We start from the raw sequence: 18,004 nt of genomic DNA on the forward strand, positions 1-18,004 counted from the left end.
CAACAGCTGTCCGGCGCCGCCGCAATCACCCGGGCCGCCGGACCGCCCGTCCTTCCCCCGTCGGCGGCTCCGGCGGGCCGGGCCGCTGGGCCGTCCGGGTGGACCGGGCCGGGAAGGCGACCGCGACACCCCGGGGGCGGCGCCGTACCGCGCCCGCCGCGGGGTCGGGGTGCGAAGCTCGACGGATGATCGACCGTATCCGCGCCGGCGTCACCCGATGGACCGTCACCGTGCCCCTGCTGGCGCTGGTGACCCTGGCGCTGACCTGGGGGCGGTCGCTGCCCGGTGCGGTGGTGGCCGTGGTGGCGGCGTTCCTGGCGGGGGCGGTGCTCGCGGCGGTGCATCACGCCGAGGTGATCGCGCACCGGGTGGGCGAGCCCTTCGGGTCGTTGGTGCTGGCCGTGGCGGTGACGATCATCGAAGTGGCGTTGATCGTGACCCTCATGGCCGGTGCGCCGGTGAAGAACGCGACGCTCGCCCGGGACACCGTCTTCGCCGCCGTCATGATCACCTGCAACGGCATCCTCGGCCTGTCGATCCTGCTGGCGGCGCTGCGGCACCGGGTCGCCGTCTTCAACGCGGAGGGCACCGGCGCGGCCTTCGCCACCATCGCGACGCTCGCCACCCTCAGCCTGGTGCTGCCGACCTTCACCACCAGCACGCCGGGCCCGCAGTTCAACACCGCCCAGCTCACCTACGCCGCCGTGGCCTCCCTCGGGCTGTACGGGCTCTTCGTGGCCACCCAGACGCTCCGGCACCGCGACTACTTCCTCCAGGTCACCGCCGAGGGCGAGCTGCTGGACGAGGACGACCACGGCGAACTCCCCAGCTCACGGGAGGCGCTGACGAGCCTCGGCCTGCTCGGGGTGGCCCTGGTCGCCGTGGTCGGCCTGGCGAAGGTCGTCTCGCCGACCATCGAGTCGGCCGTCGCCGACGCGGGCCTGCCGGCCTCGGTGGTGGGTGTGGTGATCGCCCTGCTCGTCCTGCTGCCGGAGACCATCGCGGCGCTGCGGGCGGCCGTCGGAAACCGGGTGCAGACCAGCCTCAACCTGGCGCTCGGCTCCGCGCTGGCGAGCATCGGGCTGACCGTACCCGCGGTGGCGGTGGCCTCGGTGTGGCTCAGCGGCCCGCTCGTCCTGGGGCTCGGCCCGACGCACATGGTGCTGCTGGCGCTGACGGTGGCGATCGGCACGCTGACGGTCATCCCGCGCCGGGCGACACCGCTCCAGGGGGCCGTCCACCTGTCGGTGCTCGCGGCGTACCTGGTGCTCGCGGTCAGTCCTTGACCGGCCGGGGGCGCCCCGGCCCCGACCTGCCCGCGTCGCCGGGGTGCCCGGCCGGGGGCCTGCGGTGCCCTGTGGTGCCGGACGCTGCGGTGCCCTGCGGTGCCTGCCGCCGCCCCCGGGTGCCCGGGCTACGGCCGCCGCGATGCGGTGCCTGCCGTTCCGAACTCCCTTCCTGCGCAGCGCATTGACATGTGTAGGTCCCCCCGACACCATGGACGGCGCTGCCCCTACCTGAAGGTGCTGCGTCCCACCGTAGCGTGGGAGCGCTCCCACGGTTGAGGCGGAGGACTTCCCGCGCCGGTCACCTCCGCCGCGGGACGTCCGGCCCAGCACGTCACCGGTCCGTGCGCCCCCACCCCCGTACGGACCCGAGGCGCGCCCCCACCCGCCCCCGCCCGCGTGGCCGGCCGCCCGCCGGCCGGACCTCCGGCATGCCCGCACCCACCCGCCTCCGGCGCACCCGCCCGGCCCGATGCCCGTCGCTCCGTCAACCCCCCCCACGTCCGGCGCCGTGAACCACTCCTGCCTGCCGGGCGCCCCCACCCCGTCGTCCCGGAAGGACGCCATGTCGTACCCCGTCGAACCCCCACCCGGCCGACTCCTCCCCGCCCCGCCACGGCGTCGCCGCCGCACCGACCGGGGTGTGGTGGGATTCGCCCTCACCGCCGCCCTCGCCGCCGGCCTGCTGCTGCCGCTGCACGGCGGGAGCGCCCAGGCCGCCGCACCGGCCTTCAACTACGGTGAGGCGCTGCAGAAGTCGGTGCTCTTCTACGAGGCCCAGCAGTCCGGCAGGCTGCCGGCCACCAACCGGGTGAGCTGGCGCGGCGACTCCGCGCTCGACGACGGCAAGGACGCGGGCCTCGACCTCACCGGCGGCTGGTACGACGCCGGTGACCACGTCAAGTTCGGCCTGCCGATGGCGGCTTCGACCACCATGCTGGCCTGGGGCGGCATCACCCAGAAGCAGGGGTACACCGACTCCGGCCAGATGCAGTACCTCAAGAACAGCCTGCGTTTCGTCAACGACTACTTCATCAAGGCGCACCCCGCCCCGAACGTCCTCTACGGACAGGTCGGCAACGGCACCGACGACCACAAGTGGTGGGGCTCCGCCGAGGTGCTGCCGATGGCACGCCCGTCGTACAAGATCGACGCCTCCTGCGCGGGCTCCGACCTCGCCGGCGAGACGGCCGCCGCGATGGCCTCCTCCTCGATGGTCTTCGCCGACAGCGACCCGGCCTACGCCGCCACCCTGTTGACGCACGCCAAGCAGCTCTACAGCTTCGCCGACACCTACCGCGGCAAGTACTCGGACTGCATCACCGACGCCAAGAGCTACTACAACTCCTGGAGCGGCTACAACGACGAGCTGGTCTGGGGAGCGATCTGGCTGTACAAGGCCACCGGTGACGCGAGTTACCTCGCCAAGGCCGAGGCCTCCTACGCCAACCTCTCCACCGAGCCGCAGACCAGCACCCGCTCCTACAAGTGGACCATCGCCTGGGACGACAAGTCCTACGGCGCGTACGTCCTGCTCGCCCAACTCACCGGCAAGCAGCAGTACATCGACGACGCCAACCGCTGGCTCGACTGGTGGACGGTCGGCGTCGACGGCGCCAAGGTCCGGTACTCGCCCGGCGGCGAGGCCGTCCTCGACTCGTGGGGATCGCTCCGCTACGCCGCCAACACCGCCTTCGTGGCGCTGGTGTACTCGGACGGCATCACCGGCGACGACACCCGCAAGGCCCGCTACCACGACTTCGCCGTCCGCCAGGTCAACTACGCGCTCGGCGACAACCCCCGCAGATCCAGCTACCTGATCGGCTTCGGCGACAACTCCCCGAAGAACCCGCACCACCGCACCGCCCACGGCTCCTGGACGGACCAGCTCACCAGCCCCGCCAACAGCCGGCACCTGCTGGTCGGCGCCCTGGTCGGTGGTCCCAGCTCGGCCGACGACTCCTACACCGACGACCGTTCGAACTACACGAACAACGAGGTCGCCACCGACTACAACGCGGCCTTCACCGGGGCGCTCGCGCGCCTCTACAAGGAGTACGGCGGCAGCCCGCTGTCCCCCGTCTCCTTCCCCGCGAAGGAGACCCCGGACGGGCCGGAGATGTCCGTGCAGGCCGGCCTCAACACCACCGGCACCACGTTCACCGAGGTCAAGGCCTACCTCATCAACAAGTCGGCCTGGCCGGCCCGTGCGATGAAGAACGCCGAACTGCGCTACTACTTCACCCTGGAGCCGGGCGTCAGCCCGAGCCAGCTGACGCTCACCACCAACTACAACCAGTGCGGCGCGATCAGCGGGCCGACCCAGTTCTCCGGGTCCGTCTACTACGTGTCCGTCGACTGCTCCAACACCGTCATCGCCCCGGCCGGGCAGTCGGCGTACCGCAAGGAGGTGCAGTTCCGGATCGCCTCCTCGGGCGCCTGGGACCCGTCCAACGACTGGTCGTACCAGAGCATCGGCAAGACCCCGGGCGAGGCGCCGGTCGACGCGGCGAACCTGGTGCTGCTCGACAAGGGCGTGAAGCAGTGGGGTGCGCTGCCCGACGGTTCCACCCCGTCGCCGTCGTCCTCGCCGTCCTCCTCGCCGTCCTCCGGCCCGTCTCCCTCCCCGAGCCCGTCGTCGAGCCCGAGTCCGTCGCCGAGTCCGTCGCCCAGCTCGTCCGCCTCGCCGTCGCCGAGCGGCAGCCCGACCGGGTCGGTCACCGGCTGCGCCGTCACGTACGCGGTCAACAGCTGGGGGTCCGGCTTCACCGCCACGGTCACCCTCAAGAACACGGGTACCACGCCGGTCGCCGGCTGGACGCTGGGCTGGACCTTCCGGGCCGGTGAGGCGGTCACCAACGCCTGGAGCGCCACCGTCACCCAGTCCGGGGCCGCCGTCACCGCCAAGGACGCGGGCTACAACGCCGCGATCCCGGCCGGCGGCTCGACCTCCTTCGGCTTCCAGGCCAACGGGGCACCCGGCGCGGCACCCGCCCTCACCCTCAACGGGAAGGCCTGCACCGGCTGACGGTCAGCACCCGCGTCCGCGGTCCGGCCTGCTCGGGGAGCAGGCCGGACCGCGCTGCGCCGCGCCGGCCGCACGGCGCACGGGCGGAACCGCCAGGCCGCGGCCGCCGGGCGGCCCCGGAGCGGCCGGCCGCGCCGCCCGGTGCGTGAGGTCGGTCGCCGCCCGGCCGGCCGGGCCGCCGCCGAGGGGCGCCCGGCGGCCCGGCCGGCCCCGGGGCCGGGTGTGCCTGCCGACGGCACATCGCCGCGGTCCCGCCGGCGGTCGACGCCGAAGGCCGGCCCCGGGCCGGGCCGACGCGTGCCGCCTCCACCAGATCGTCCCGTCTCCGCAGCCCTGACCCACCCGCCACCCCGGGCGCGTGAGTTCGGCCCGGGGTGGCGGGGTTGGTCAGACGACGGTCCGGCAGACCGTTCCGTTCAGCCTGAAGACCGTCGGGGGCGGGTTGGCGCCGTTGTTGCCGCCGACGAAGCCGAAGTCGGCGGAGTTGCCGCCGTTCGGCGCGAGCCGCGCGTTGTACGCGCCGTTGGTCACGCGGACGTGCTGCCCCGCAGCGGTGATGTTCGCGTTCCACCACGAGTTGACGGACTGTCCGGTGGACGGCCAGTCGAAGTCCAGCGTCCAGCCGTTGATGTCCGCCGGGCCGAGGTTGCTCACCACGACGCCGGCCACGAAACCGTTGCCCCAGCCGGCGGTCAGCCGGTACGAGACGGTGCAGGTGCTGTCGTTCGGGGTGCCGGTGGTGAAGGTCAGCGGGACGGAGGGCCGGGAGAGGCGCCCCGCCTGGTCCCGGGCCAGCACGTTGACCGTGTGCCGGGTGCCCGGCGGCAGGTTGTGGAGCGTGGCGGAGGTGCCGGTGGAGGTGCCGAGCGACTGGACGGTGGTGCCGAGCTGCTCGTAGACCTCGTACTTGTCCACCGCGCCGGCGGCGGCCGGCCAGTTGAGGGTGACGGTGCCGGCGCCCTCCGAGCTGGTCCGCGGTGCGCCGGGAGCACCTACGGTGGCGGCGGACGAGCCGGTGCCGGGCTGCGGGTGGACGGTCAGCACGGTGATGGAGTACGGGGCCAGGGTCGCTGAGGAGGACGTGGCGGTACCGGTCGCGTCCACCAGGCCCTCGTCACCGGGCGCCCACCGCTGGACCGAGGGAGCCCCGGAGGCGGCGGTGAAGCCCAGGTACCGCAGGTCCACGGTGTGCGCGGCGGTGGAACTCTTGTTCAGCAGCAGGACGCTGAGGTCGCCGTCGGCCCGGAGCACGGCGTGCGACGACACCTCGGACCCGGAGGTGCCGGAGGCCACCATGCTGTCGCCCGGGTCGCTGAGGGCGCCCAGCGCCTTGATGCCGTAGTACGGCGCGAACGGGGTGTTCACCGCGGGCTCGCAGACACTGCCGGTGCAACTGCCGTTCGACAGCATGCCCATGTCGCCGTAGTCGGTCTCGCCGCCCACGGTGGTGATGGCGCCCGCGCCGTTGTGGGTGTCCCACCAGTCCACGGTGAAGACGCCGTTCTCCAGCGCCGTGATCATGGCCTCGGCGGCGAACAGGCCGTTGGGGCGGCTGGTGAAGGCGCCGCTGCCGGAGTTGGAGTTCACCTCGGTCATCGCGATGCCGATGTTCGCGGAGTCGGCCCCCGCGTACCGGTCCACCAGGTCGCGCACCTCGCGGAGCTCACCGGGCAGTTGCTGCACGGCGGCCAGCGACTGGTCGCCGTCGCTGGCGTTGGGGTACCAGTGGACGCTGACGAAGTCGATGTCGTGGGCGACGGCGGCGAGCACGGTGTGGTTCCAGTCGGCGGTGTCGCCGGCGGCCACGATCCCGTCCGGCCAGTTGCCGGGCATGGTGAGCACCGCGCCGATCTTGACGGTGGGGTCGACGGCCTTCATGGCCGTGGCGTACGCCTTGACCTCCCTGGCGTACTGGTCCGGCGTCTTGTCGGCGTGGGTGTCGTTCTCCCAGCCGTTGCCGTAGACGCCGTTGCCGTAGATCTCGTTGCCGATCTCCCAGTACTTCGCCCCGTAGCCCTTGGTGACGTTGGCGTACCGGACCCAGTCCGCGGCCTCCTGGGCCGTGCCGGAGCCGTAGTTGGCGATCAGGACCGGCTGGGCCCCGGAGGCCCGCACCGTCCCCATGAAGGCGTCGAAGCCGGTGCCGGGGGCGACGTAGCCGCCGGGTGCGGTGTTGTCGACCCAGTGGTAGATGTCGGAGTAGGAGCCGCCCGGGTAGCGCAGGGCGCCGATCCCGGCGGCCCGGTACAGGGACGTCACCTGGGGGTCGTTCATGGACGAGTCCCAGATGGCGGTGTTGGCGCCGAGTGCGGTGGGGCTGACGGTGCCCAGGCCCGCGCTCGTGTTGACCGTGACCGTGGTGTCGCCGGTGGCGGCCGGGTCGGCCGCGGCGGCGGGGGTGGACAGCGGCAGGGCCGCGGCCACCACGGCCAGGGCGGCCGAGGCCGTCACGGCGAGGGGGCGGCGGAGCCGGTCTGGTCTCCTGCGGAACAGCATGGGGGAGTTCCTCCCGGGTGGAACGCCGGTCCGTGGCCACGCCGCGGAGCCGGACGATGGACGGGGAACTGTGCGGTGCGCCGCGCCGCGTGGGCCGTGACCGGCCGTGCGACGGTGGGGCGCGGGTTGGAGCATGGGTGGAGTACGGGTGGAGCGAGCGTGGGAGCGCTCCCATATTGGGAGGGGTGCGCCGGTCATGTCAATCTTCCTGACACGCCTGAACGCAGGACGGTCCCGGCGCGGGAGCCGGCCGCCCCACGGGCCGGCGGCATCCGCGCCGGACCCGGCCGCCCCCCGCCCAGGTCGGCACCGCTGTCAACTGCCGCTCACCCGTTCGGACTTCCCGCGCGCTCTCGGTGGCGGCACCAGACTCGCCGTGCCGGCCGGAGACAGCGTCCGGGGGCTCACCTCGAAGGGGCCGTCAGCACTGCGCCGGGCCCTCGGCGTGCACCTCGACGGTGTCCGGCACCTGCCGGCCGGCCCGTTCGACGGTGGCACGGTAGGTGCCCCCCAGCCCCCTGGGGTAGGTCACGGAGTACGCGGTGCGGGCGACTCCGCCGATCGTCACGGCCAGGACCTTGTGGGTGGGGAAGTGCTGCGGCCCGCAGGAGATCTCCTCCAACGTCTCGCCGCTCGCCAGCAGCAGGCCGTTCCAGCTGTCGCCGCGGTCGTTCAGGCTGGACGAAATGATCATCTGCAACCCGGGGGAGGGGGCCGCGATGATGTCCGACTCCTTGTCGCACCCGACCGAGAAGGTCGACCCGTCGTAGGACTGGGCCTTGCAGATGCCACCGTCCCCCTCGGACAGCCAGAGCAGTTGAGGCACCTCCACGTCGTTCCACCTGAGGGGCACCACCGAGCCTTCGACGGCGGGCCGGCCGGCCCGCTCGGCCGCCTCCAGGGCCAGTCGCTGTGCCTCCTGCGGGAACCCGGGCGGCGTCGGCACGGCGGGAGCCGCCGAGGAGGTGGGGCCGGCCGACCGCACCGGACCCGCCGGGTCGGTCGCGCCGGACGTACAGGCGGCGGAGCCTGTGAGCAGGAGTACGAGAGCGGTACGCATTGCCGCAGTCCGTGCAGGGTTCTGGGCCATCGTGGTTCCCCCCGTTGTTGCATCGGCTTCGATCAGCAGGACACTGCGGTGCGCCGAATCGGTTCCGGCGTGTCCGATGTACGCGGCCGGCCGCCAGGATCCGATGACCCTTCAGTGCCGGCCGAAGGTACCGAGCCCCCTCGGTCCTGCCGGTCGTCCTGGTCGTAGCCGACGTTGAAGCCGACGCCGTGGGCGAGGGCGAACGCACGGGCCTCGGTCAGCAGCCGACGGAGCAGGGCGGCCGCTGACGGTGCTCGGAGCTCCAGTTCGGCCCAGTGGACGAAGGTCAGGTTGTCGGGCATCGCGACGAGACCGGTGACCGCGTCCCGGAACGCGTCCCAGTTCATCCCGTAGAAGGCGGGGAAGCCGAGCTCGCGCTTGAGGACGGCGTGCAGGTCGCGCTCGCTCCGCACCTGGCCGACGTCGACGACCACGTGCCGGCCCGGTGCCGGATCGGGGTCCGCGGGGAGCCCCCAGAAGGAGGGGAGCCACCAGCACAAGGCTGACGGGTCATCGGGGAACGATCGGTGATCCTCGTCCCGCCAGTCCTCGAAGACGTCGTTGGCCGGATCGACCGGGCGCCAGCCAGGAGCCGTCGGCTCGTCGGCCGCGGGGGGCCGGACGAACCGCAGGCCCGGGTGGTCGAAGGCCCCGATCTCCTGGAAGTTCCGCTGCGCCTGGACCAGGGGGACCTGATTGGCGCCGCCCGGCATGAGCGGCCACCGGAGCTGCGCCGCGTCGTCCTCCCAGTGGCAGACCGGGCAGTTGATGCCTGAACCGGGCCATCCCTCCGCCAGGTCGAAGACGAGACGGCCACAACAGGGGCAGGGCCGGCGGGTGTCCATCGCGCCAGTCTTCACCGGAGCGGCCATCGGCGGCCACCCGTTTCCCGGGCGACGGGCACCCGTCGCCCGGCCGGGCCGGTGGCCGACCGGGCTAATGCCGTCACCTCATCGAAGGATCCGGTTCCCCGGCGCGGACGATCCACCGCACTGTTCGCATACGGTGTCCCGGGGTTAGCCGAGCAGCGTCATCCGGCGCTCTCGCCCGTGCGGAATCCCCGGCCGTCCGGGGATCTGCCGGCGAATGCCCCGGGGGAGCCGAATGCCGGGCTGGAGAGAAGAGGGATTCCGTGCCTGTGAACGCCACCTATCCCGGCGTCTACATCGATGAGGTCAAGAGCGCGGTCCGGACCATCACCGGCGTTCCGACCGCCGTCGCCGCCTTCGTCGGGTACGCGCCCCGCGGGCCGGTCGACCGCCCGGTGCACATCACCAGCTGGGCGGACTACGAGAACGTCTTCGGCGGCCTGCACACGGAAAGCCCCCTGGGCCACGCCGTCTACCAGTTCTACCTGAACGGTGGCAGCGAGGCGGAGATCGTCCGGGTGGTGGGTGACGCTCAGCCCGTCGTGCTTCCCATCGGTGGCTCGCGGTGGGGCGGAGGCGGCGCCCCCGCCCCCGCCCCCGCCTCCGAGACCGCCTCCGAGCCGTCGCCCGAGACGGCCTCGGAGGGAGGCGAGGAGACCGCGGAAGCCCCGCCGGCCGTACCGGCCCGTGGTCGCGGGCGCGGCGGCGGTGCCGGTGCGGGTGGTCCCGCCCTGCTGGCCGCCAGCCCCGGCTCCTGGGCCCGGAACCTCCGCTCGCGGGTGGACTACGACACCTCGGAGGGCCCGCACCAGGCCCAGGAGAGCCGCAAGCTGTACAACCTGACGATCCGGGACACCGGCACCGGCGCGGAGGAGAGATACCTCAACGTCAGCATCGAGAAGGACAGCCCGCGCAACCTCGAACACCTGCTGGCCACCTCACGGCTGGTGAAGGTGGTTCCGGGCCGTCCCGTCGAGGAACTGCCGCTCAAGAACGACAGCCCGGACCCGCCCGGCGCCGACCCCTGGGCGGACCCCGGGACGCCGGGGCAGGGCCGGGAGTGCTTCCGCACCCCGGACCGGGGCGGTCCTCAGGACGACGCCCTGCCGACGAGGGACAGCTACCTCGCCGGCGAGAAGGACAAGAGCGGCCTCTTCCAGCTGCGGAAGACGGACATCTTCAATCTGCTCTGCCTGCCCGGCTGCCAGGACCATCTCGCCGGCCAGGCCGGGGCGGTGAAACTCGTCCTGGACCAGGCGCTGAAGCTCTGCGTGGACCGGCGCGCGATCCTGATGGTGGATCCGCCGGTGGAGTGGACCCGGCAGCCCGGAGGGGCACCCCTGTCCCTCGACGTGGTCGCGGACTTCGCGGACAACCCACCCCCGGGCCTCCCGAACGGCGACACGAAGAACGCCGTGCTCTACTTCCCCCGGGTCGTCGCACCGGACCCGCTGCGCGGGGGCGCTCCGATGCCGTTCCCGCCCTGCGGGGTGATGGCCGGCGTCCTCGCGCGGACCGACGCGCGACGCGGCGTGTGGAAGGCGCCGGCGGGCACGGACGCCTCGCTGAACGGCGTCACCGAGCTGGAGGTGCCGCTCACCGACCTGGAGAACGGCCGTCTCAACCCGCTCGGCATCAACTGCCTCCGCCGGCTCCCGGCCGTGGGGCCGGTGGCCTGGGGAGCGCGCACCATGCGCGGAGCCGACCGGCTGGCCGACGAATGGAAGTACCTGCCGGTGCGCCGGCTCGCCCTGTTCGTGGAGGAGAGCCTCTTCCGGGGCACCCAGTGGGTGGTGTTCGAGCCCAACGACGAGCCGCTGTGGGCATCGATCCGGCTGAACGTCGGAGCGTTCATGAACTCGCTGTTCCGCGCAGGCGCCTTCCAGGGGCGCACGCCCCAGGAGGCGTACCTGGTCAAGTGCGACCGGGAGAACAACCCGCAGAACGACATCGACCGCGGGATCGTCAACGTCCAGGTCGGCTTCGCACCGCTGAAGCCGGCCGAGTTCGTGATCGTCCACATCCAGCAGCTCGCCGGGCAGATCCAGGTCTAGGAGGACGGCTGATGCCGGAAATCACGCGCCGGGACCCTTTCAAGAACTTCCGGTTCCGGGTGAAGTTCAGCGGGTCCACCGAGTACATCGCAGGAATCAGCAAGGTCAGCGGTCTGAAGCGGTCCACCGAAGTGATCAAGCACCGTGACGGCGGGGACCCCGGGAGCAGCCGTAAGCTCCCGGGCCGCACCGAGTACGAGGCCATCTCGCTGGAGCGCGGCTGCACGGTCGACACGGTGTTCGAGGAGTGGGCCAACAGGGTGTGGAGCCTGCGGAACTCGGCGGGCGGACTGGAGACCTCCCTCAAGGACTTCCGCCGCGACCTGATCATCGACGTGTTCGACGAGGGCGGTCAGGTGGTGCTCTCCTACTCCGTCCACGACTGCTGGGTCTCGGAGTACCAGGGCCTGCCGGACCTCGACGCCAACGCCAACGGGGTCGCGTTCGAGCACATCAAGCTGGAGCACCACGGCTGGGTGCGCGAGCGTACCGACCCGCCGCAGCTGCCGCAGTTCAGCGACACGGCCTCAGGGTGACCCGATGAGGCCGGAACTGACCGAGTCGCAGCTGCTCGCCGTCTGGGAGGCCGGGACGGGGCAGGCACCGCCGGTCCGGGCCCTGCTGCTCGCCGCGGCAGCGGCGGCGCCCGGCGAGGCGGTCGCCGATCTCACCCTGGCCGGCCTGAACGAACTCCTGCTCGACCTGCGCGAGGAATCCTTCGGGCCGGTCCTCCCCTGCGCCGCCGAATGCCCGGGCTGCGACGAGCCCCTCGACGTCTTGGTCACGACGGACGAGTTGCGAGCACCGGGGAGGCGCACCGTGCCGTACCCCTCGGCCACCCTCCTGGCCGAGGGGTACGAGGTCACCTACCGCGCACTGACCGGACGGGACGTGCTGGCCGTCGACCCCGACGCGCCCGACGCCCGCCGTACGCTGCTGCGCCGTTGCGTGGTCGGCGCGGAGCCCGCGGCGGAGGTGCTCCCGGACGTGGTTCTCGAAGCACTGGCGCAGCGGCTCGCGGACCTCGATCCGGGTGCCGACACGGTCCTCCCGCTCAGCTGCCCGCACTGCGGGCACGACTGGACGGCGGCGCTCGACGTCGCCGGCCACCTGTGGGCGGAGGTCGAGGGGTACGCCCGGCGGCTCCTCCACGAGGTGCACACGCTCGCCCGTGGGTACGGGTGGTCGGAGTCCGACGTCCTGACCGTGAGCCCGGCCCGGCGCCGGTTCTACCTGGAGGCGACGGCCGGATGAGCGACTTCGTGGGGCGGCTGCTGGGGGAGCCGGGGCCAAGGCTGCGGCCGCTGCCGGCGAACGTCTTCGACGCGGCGGCACCACGTCTGAGGACGGACAGTGCCCCCGTTCCGCCGGCGTTTGAGCCGGAGGCCCCGGAACCGCGATCCCTTGAACCCTCGTCCCCGGAGCCGTACTTCCCGGCATTCGCGGACCTGGCACCCGCGCGCCGGGCGCCTGCGGACCCGGTGCCTGCGGGCCTGGCGCCTGCGGACCCGGCACCCGCCGCTCGGGTGCCGGACGTCCCGACTGCGGGGGCGCCGGCCCCGGTACCGGAGCGGTACGCCCCGGCACCCGCGGTCCGGGCGCCGGAGGCCCCGGCGGCGTGGGTCACGACCGCCCGGGCACCGACGGTGTCGGCACCGACGGCGGAACCAGAGCAACCCCTCGAACCCGAGCAGGGGCCCGAACCCGAACCCGAGCACGAGCACGAACCCGAGCGCGAGTACGAACCCGAGCGCGCGTCGGCGGCACCGCCACCGGGGCCGGGCCACCGGCCGGGCAGAGCGGCGGCCGCACGACGGGGGCCGGGGGAGGGGACCGTGGCCGGCTCCGGCTCCCGCACGGTCCGGTTCCCCGACGGGCCCCGGGCCGGCGTCGCCCCGCGCCGCTCACCGGGCCCCGGCCCGGCGGCCGGACCGGGACTGGGGTCCGACAGCGCTCCGGGGCCGGGCACCCGGACACCGTCCCGGCCTGTCCCGGGAGCGTCGGTCGGGCCGGCGGCACCCGGGCCGCCGGTCAGCGTTGCCTCGGACACCCCCGCGAGAAGCACCGTCACCCCTGGACGTCCCGAGGCCGAGGGGCCGGGGAACCGCCCTTCGGCAGCGCCGGGCCGGGCACCCGTGGGCGTGCCGGAGGGCGGGCGGTGGGCTCCCGCTGCGCCTGACCCCGGCCCGCCGGGCATCGCGGCCGGCCCCGACGTCCCCGGAGCCGGCCGCACGGTACGGAGCGCTCCGCCCTCCGCACCGGCAGCCCGACCGGGCGCGCCCGGCACCGCCACCCGCACCGACGGCGCCACCCGCACCCGCCCCGGCACCGCCACCGCCACGGGCGCCGCCACCGCCACCGGCATCAGCGCCGCCACCGCCACCGGCCATGCCGTGCGGCCCGCGGTGGCCGTGCCCACCGCCGCCGGGTCCGCCGCGGAGGCCCGGGCGGCCGGCGCGCCGGCGACCACCGGGGCGGTTGTCCGCATCACCATCGACCGGCTCGTGATCCGGGCCGCCCCGCCGCAGCCCGCCCCGCCACCGGCCGCCGCGGCGGGCCCGCCCGCCCGGCAGCCCCGGCTCGGTCTCGACGAGTACCTCCGGGGGCGGTCGTGAGCGACGCGTTGGCGGTGGCGGCCGTCACCGAGACGCTCCGCGCCGTCCTCCAGGGCGCCCTGGACCGTACGGTGCCCGGAGCGGTGGTGACGCTCCTCCCGCCGGACGAGGTGACCGCCGGGTGCGGACTCAACGTCTTCCTCTTCCGGACGTCACTCGACGGGGGATGGCTCAACACCGACCCCGACGGCACCCGTCCGGGTGAGAGCCGCCGCCCCCTGCTGCCCCTCGTCCTGCACTACCTGCTCACCCCGTACGACGCGGGGGACACCCAGGGCTCGACGGCCCACCGCGTCCTCGGCGCCGCGATGTCGGCGCTGCACGACCACCCCGGACTCGCACCGGCCGACCTCGGCTCCGCGGCCCCCTTCAGCAACCTCCACCGGCAGAGCGAGCCGGTCAGAGTCAGTCCCGTCGTCCTGGACCTGGCCGACACGGCCCAGTTGTGGACGGCCCTGCGCAGCCGGCTCCGCCCCTCGGTCGTCTACGAGGTGCGCCCCGTGCTGATCGAGAGCACGGTGCCGGGCCGCACACCGCTGCCGGTGGTACGCCGCGGCGAGCACGACCGGGGCCCGGTGGCCGCCGCCGGCGCGGCCGGCCGCTGGCCGGTGCTGGCCGTGGCCGGCGTGCCGGCCACGCTGCCCGGCCACGACCTGGTCCTCACCGGGTACTGCCTCGACGCCGGTGTCCCGGCCCTGCGCCTCGCGCACCCCCTGCACGGCAACCGGCTCGTCGAGGACGTCCGGCCGGTCAGCGGCACCGAGGTGCACGCCACCCTCCCCGGCGCCATCGGCGCCGGCACCTGGTCGGCCGTGCTGGTGCTCACCGGGCCCGACGGCACGGAGGCGGCCACCAAGCCGGTGCCGGTGGGTGTCGCCCCGCGGATCACCGGCACGCTCCCGCTGCCCGTGGTACGGGACGCCGACGGCACGGCGTTGCTCAAGGTGACCTGCGAGGCCCCGGCGCACCCCGGGCAGCGCGTCGAACTGCTGGTCGGCGAAGTGCCGGTGCCGGCGGAGCCGTTCGCCCGGGCGACCCGTACGCTCGGCTTCCGGCTGGCCGGTGCCCGCCCCGGCCGCTACCCGCTGCGGCTGCGGGTCGACGGGGTCGACAGTCCCCTTCTGGACGCCACGTCCGAGCAGCCGCGGTTCGACGACGCCGCCGCGGTGGTGGTGACATGAGGAGTGCCGCCCCCGCCCCAGCTGCCCCAGCCGCCACGTCGCGGCCGGGCAGCGGCCTCGCGCCGAACGGCCTGAACGGCCCGACCGGGGTGACCGGGGTGACCGGATGAGCATCGAGATCGAGCTGCGCATCGGACGGCTGGTCCTCGACGGCGTCACTCCGCAGGACGGCGCGGCCCTGCGGGTGGCCCTGGAATCCGAACTCGACCAGCTGCTGTCCCGTGATCCGCTCACCGTCCGTCAGGACCACCACCTGCACCGCGTCACCACGCCACCCGTCCCCGCGGCGGCCGATCCCGCCGAGTTCGGACGCCGGATCGCCCGCGCCGTCCACAGCTGCCTGCACGGCGGAGCACCACGGAAGGCGGGCCGTCCGGCATGACCACGCACCCCCCGCCCCGCGGCGGCTTCGTGTTCCTCGACCCGGAGCACGGGCGTGTGCTGCGCGTGGTGCCGTTCCAGTACAACCCCGAGACGCTGACCCGCACGCTCCGGCCGCAGACCGTGGCCGGCGAGGCCGGGAGCAGGTCGGAGGCCTTGCGGCTGAAGGGGCCGCCGCACGAGACCCTGAGATTCGAGGCGGAGTTCGACGCGGCGGACCAGCTGACGCCGGTGGCCGGTGCCGCGCCGACGGCGGGGGCCGGGCTGTTCGGGGCCCTGTCCGCACTGGAGACGGCGCTCTGCCCCACCAGCGCGCAACTGGTGCAGGCGAACGGCCTGGCGGCGCAGGGCATGCTCGACATCACCCCGGTCGAGGCGCCCCTGTCCGTCCTGGTGCTCGGCCGGCGCCGGGTCCTGCCCGTCCGGATCACGGAGCTCACCGTCACGGAGGAGGCCTACGACGGGGAGCTCAGCCCGATCAGGGCCAGGGTCGCCCTGTCGGTCCGGGTCCTCACCGTCGACGACGTCGGCTTCTCCCACAAGGCCGGCACGCTCTACCTCCGTTACCAGCAGAGCAAGGAACAGTTCGCGGCACTGATCGGGTACGGCCCGGGGGCGGTCGGCTACACCGGGATCTGATCGGGGCCGGACGACCCCGGGGAGAGGCAACCATGTTCGAGGCCACCAGCAGGTACCACGGCATCGCCACCGCGCAGCTGACCCTGCGGGACGGACGGACCGTCACCTATGTGCGGCGCCGCTTCCTGCCCCACCCGGGGGACCTGACGCCCATCGGCGAGCAGGTCGTCGCCCCCGGCGACCGGCTCGACCGGATCGCGGCGCGGCAGTACGGCGACCCGGAGCAGGCCTGGCGGATCGCCGACGCCAACGGGGCGCTGCGGCCGGACGATCTCACGGCGCGACCCGGCCGGCGGCTGCGGATCGCCCTCCCCGCCGGCCTCCCCGGGAGCCCGTCCGTCGGCCCGGCGCAGTCATGACGCGCAGCCTCCAGCTGATGCTGCTGACGGGGAGGGTGATCCCGGCGCCGGCCCCGGCCGCGCTCGTCGACGCCCTGCAGTCCGTCCGGATCACCTCGTCCAGTGGTTCGGCGAGCGGGTTCCAGCTGACCTTCGCCGTGGGCAGGCAGTCGCCCGTGACCCAGGTGATGCTCCCCGGCGGGCAGCTGGATCCCCGGACCAGGGTGATCGTGGTGGCCGTGGTGGCGGGGGTGCCGCACGTCCTGATGGACGGGGTGATCACCCGCCACGAGCTGAACCCCGGGCAGACCCCCGGCAGCTCCACCCTCACGCTCACCGGTGAGGACCTCTCCCTGCTCATGGACCTCGGACACGTCGAGCGCGGTCACCCGGGCCTGCCCCACCACCTCCGGGTGCTGCTGGTGTGCGCCCGGTACGCGCAGTACGGGATCGTCCCGGTGGCCGTGCCCCCGATGATCAGCGTGGTGCCGAACCCGGCCGTCCAGATCCCGGTCCAGTCCGCGACCGACCTGGCCTACCTCCGTGCGCTGGCCGCCGAGGTCGGCCACGTCTTCTTCGTCGAGCCCGGCCCCGTCCCCGGAACCAGCACCGCCTACTGGGGCCCGGAGGTGCGCACCGGGCAGCCGCAACCGGCGCTCACCGTGGACTCCGGGACGGCCGGCAACGTCGAGTCCCTGAGCTTCGGCCTCGACGGGCTGTCCCGCACCCGTTACACGGCACGGTACGTGGAGCCCGTCACCAGGGCCACCACGGCGGTCCCCGACATCGGCCCCCTGCACCCACCGCTCGGGCAGAGCCCGCCGCCGGCGCTGCGCGAGCGGCCGCTGACCGGGCAGGGCGGCCGGTCGGTCGCGGAGGCCCAGCTGTGGGGGCTGGGCCGCACCGCCGAGTCCGCCGACGCCGTCACCGGCCACGGCAGGCTCGACGTGCTGCGCTACGGCCACGTGCTCAACGCCCGCAGGCTGGTGGGGGTGCGCGGCGCGGGCCGGAGCTACGACGGCCTTTACTACGTGCGCAGCGTCACCCACGACATCGCCCGCGGTGCGTACAAGCAGAGCTTCACCCTCGTCCGGGACGGTCTCGTCCCCCGAGCTTCGGTGGTGATCCCGTGACGGCCCCGACCGTGACGAAGTGGTACGGCCTGTACCAGGGCGTGGTGGTGTCCGCCGTGGACACCGAGAACAAGGGGCGGCTGCTGGTACGGGTCCCCGAGGTCCTGGGCGACGAGCCCTGCATCTGGGCCGCGTCGTCGTCCCCGGTGGCGGGGAAGGACAGCGGCATGTACAGCGTGCCGCCGCCGGACTCCGGGGTGTGGGTGCAGTTCCTCGACGGCGATCCCAACCGGGCGGTGTGCACCGGGTTCTGGCGGGGCGACGCGGGCGATGTGCCGTCCGCGGCCAAGTCCACGCCCCCGGGTGTCCCGCAGATCGTGCTGGCGACACCGTCCGGGAACGCCCTGGTGATCAGCGACCAGCCCGGGGCGGCGGGCGGCATCGTGCTGCAGCTCCACGGCAGCAGCGGCCCGTTCATCAAGATCAACGAGACCTCGATCGAGATCGCCTGCGGTCAGGGCCCCGGCTTCGCCAGCATCCTGCTGACGGGCAACCAGGTGTGCATCAACGGCAGCGCCCTGACGGTGCAGTGAGGAGGACGGCGTGCCCGGACTGATTCTCCACGTCGGTGCCACCATGACGTGCGCGCACCAGGGGCCCGCGAACGCTCCGGCACCCGCCCAGCAGCGGGTGCTCGTCGGCGCGCAGCCCGTCGCCACCACGGCGGACACCTTCGTCGTGCTCGGCTGCGGATTCCCCGCGGCCTCCCTGGGCGCACCGCCCTGTACGAGCATCCGTTGGCTCCAGACCTCCGCCCGGGTGCGGGTCGGCGGGCTGCCGGTGCTGCTCCAGCCGACGCCGCCGCCGAGCGTCGGGCCCGCCGTCGGTGTCGGCACCCCGCCACCCAACCCGCCCATGGTGCAGGCCATGCAGCTCCGGGTGCGGGGGATGTGA

At 73.7% G+C, this 18,004-nt stretch carries 16 protein-coding genes; 13 read left to right on the forward strand and 3 right to left on the reverse strand.

Features of this window, described 5'->3' with window-relative positions; genetic code table 11:
* The first annotated feature begins 185 nt into the window (after positions 1-185).
* Together IE329_RS07990 and IE329_RS07995 are read left to right on the forward strand one after the other, a co-directional pair.
* Positions 186-1,286, forward strand: coding sequence for a calcium:cation antiporter (locus tag IE329_RS07990; RefSeq protein WP_190210122.1), 1,101 nt, complete (start codon positions 186-188; stop codon positions 1,284-1,286).
* Positions 1,287-1,929: 643 nt separating this feature from the next.
* Positions 1,930-4,314 carry a glycoside hydrolase family 9 protein gene (locus IE329_RS07995; RefSeq protein WP_268257263.1) on the forward strand — a complete coding sequence of 795 codons (2,385 nt, stop codon included), beginning with the start codon at positions 1,930-1,932 and terminating at the stop codon, positions 4,312-4,314.
* Between the two features lie 387 nt (positions 4,315-4,701).
* Here IE329_RS07995 and IE329_RS08000 read toward each other — a convergent pair whose 3' ends face one another.
* The 3 genes from IE329_RS08000 to IE329_RS40370 form a co-directional block, all read right to left on the reverse strand.
* Complete coding sequence (locus IE329_RS08000; protein WP_190210124.1) at positions 4,702-6,810, reverse strand: cellulose binding domain-containing protein; 2,109 nt, start codon at positions 6,808-6,810, stop codon at positions 4,702-4,704.
* A 421-nt stretch (positions 6,811-7,231) separates the two neighbouring features.
* On the reverse strand, positions 7,232-7,870 hold the full coding sequence (locus IE329_RS08005; protein ID WP_190210125.1) for a hypothetical protein: 639 nt from the start codon (positions 7,868-7,870) through the stop codon (positions 7,232-7,234).
* 62 nt (positions 7,871-7,932) lie between these two features.
* Entirely contained in the window at positions 7,933-8,745 is an 813-nt protein-coding gene (locus IE329_RS40370) for a CPCC family cysteine-rich protein (RefSeq protein WP_229927253.1), read from the reverse strand.
* A gap of 293 nt (positions 8,746-9,038) precedes the next feature.
* Between IE329_RS40370 and IE329_RS08020 the strand changes: the two genes are divergently transcribed.
* The 11 genes from IE329_RS08020 to IE329_RS08070 all read left to right on the forward strand — a co-directional run bounded on the left by IE329_RS08020 (position 9,039) and on the right by IE329_RS08070 (position 18,004).
* Entirely contained in the window at positions 9,039-10,823 is a 1,785-nt protein-coding gene (locus tag IE329_RS08020) for a phage tail sheath family protein (protein ID WP_229927254.1), read from the forward strand.
* Between the two features lie 11 nt (positions 10,824-10,834).
* Positions 10,835-11,359, forward strand: a complete 525-nt coding sequence (locus IE329_RS08025; protein ID WP_190210127.1) for a phage tail protein — start codon at positions 10,835-10,837, stop codon at positions 11,357-11,359.
* A gap of 4 nt (positions 11,360-11,363) precedes the next feature.
* Entirely contained in the window at positions 11,364-12,077 is a 714-nt protein-coding gene (locus IE329_RS08030; protein WP_190210128.1) for a hypothetical protein, read from the forward strand.
* Between the two features lie 881 nt (positions 12,078-12,958).
* Positions 12,959-13,438, forward strand: coding sequence for a hypothetical protein (locus tag IE329_RS08035; RefSeq protein ID WP_190210129.1), 480 nt, complete (start codon positions 12,959-12,961; stop codon positions 13,436-13,438).
* The gene (locus IE329_RS08040; RefSeq protein WP_190210130.1) at positions 13,435-14,619 is read left to right on the forward strand and encodes a Pvc16 family protein; all 1,185 of its coding nucleotides are present in this window, start codon (positions 13,435-13,437) and stop codon (positions 14,617-14,619) included. The genes IE329_RS08035 and IE329_RS08040 overlap by 4 nt, the downstream gene beginning before the upstream one ends.
* Positions 14,620-14,725: 106 nt before the next feature.
* Positions 14,726-15,001: a hypothetical protein gene (locus IE329_RS08045; RefSeq protein ID WP_190210131.1), complete on the forward strand. Its 276-nt coding sequence runs from the start codon at positions 14,726-14,728 to the stop codon at positions 14,999-15,001.
* Positions 14,998-15,639, forward strand: a complete 642-nt coding sequence (locus tag IE329_RS08050; protein WP_190210132.1) for a hypothetical protein — start codon at positions 14,998-15,000, stop codon at positions 15,637-15,639. The genes IE329_RS08045 and IE329_RS08050 overlap by 4 nt, the downstream gene beginning before the upstream one ends.
* Positions 15,640-15,671: 32 nt before the next feature.
* On the forward strand, positions 15,672-15,998 hold the full coding sequence (locus tag IE329_RS08055; RefSeq protein WP_190210133.1) for a LysM peptidoglycan-binding domain-containing protein: 327 nt from the start codon (positions 15,672-15,674) through the stop codon (positions 15,996-15,998).
* A complete protein-coding gene (locus IE329_RS08060) occupies positions 15,995-17,110 on the forward strand; it encodes a hypothetical protein (RefSeq protein ID WP_190210134.1) in 1,116 nt (371 codons plus the stop codon). The genes IE329_RS08055 and IE329_RS08060 overlap by 4 nt, the downstream gene beginning before the upstream one ends.
* Positions 17,107-17,643 (forward strand): phage baseplate assembly protein V, encoded by a 537-nt coding sequence (locus IE329_RS08065; protein ID WP_190210135.1) that lies wholly within the window; start codon positions 17,107-17,109, stop codon positions 17,641-17,643. Before IE329_RS08060 ends, IE329_RS08065 begins: the two co-directional genes overlap by 4 nt.
* Positions 17,644-17,653: 10 nt before the next feature.
* On the forward strand, positions 17,654-18,004 hold the full coding sequence (locus IE329_RS08070; RefSeq protein ID WP_190210136.1) for a hypothetical protein: 351 nt from the start codon (positions 17,654-17,656) through the stop codon (positions 18,002-18,004).

The organism is Kitasatospora indigofera (assembly GCF_014655955.1).
Classification (GTDB): domain Bacteria; phylum Actinomycetota; class Actinomycetes; order Streptomycetales; family Streptomycetaceae; genus Kitasatospora; species Kitasatospora indigofera.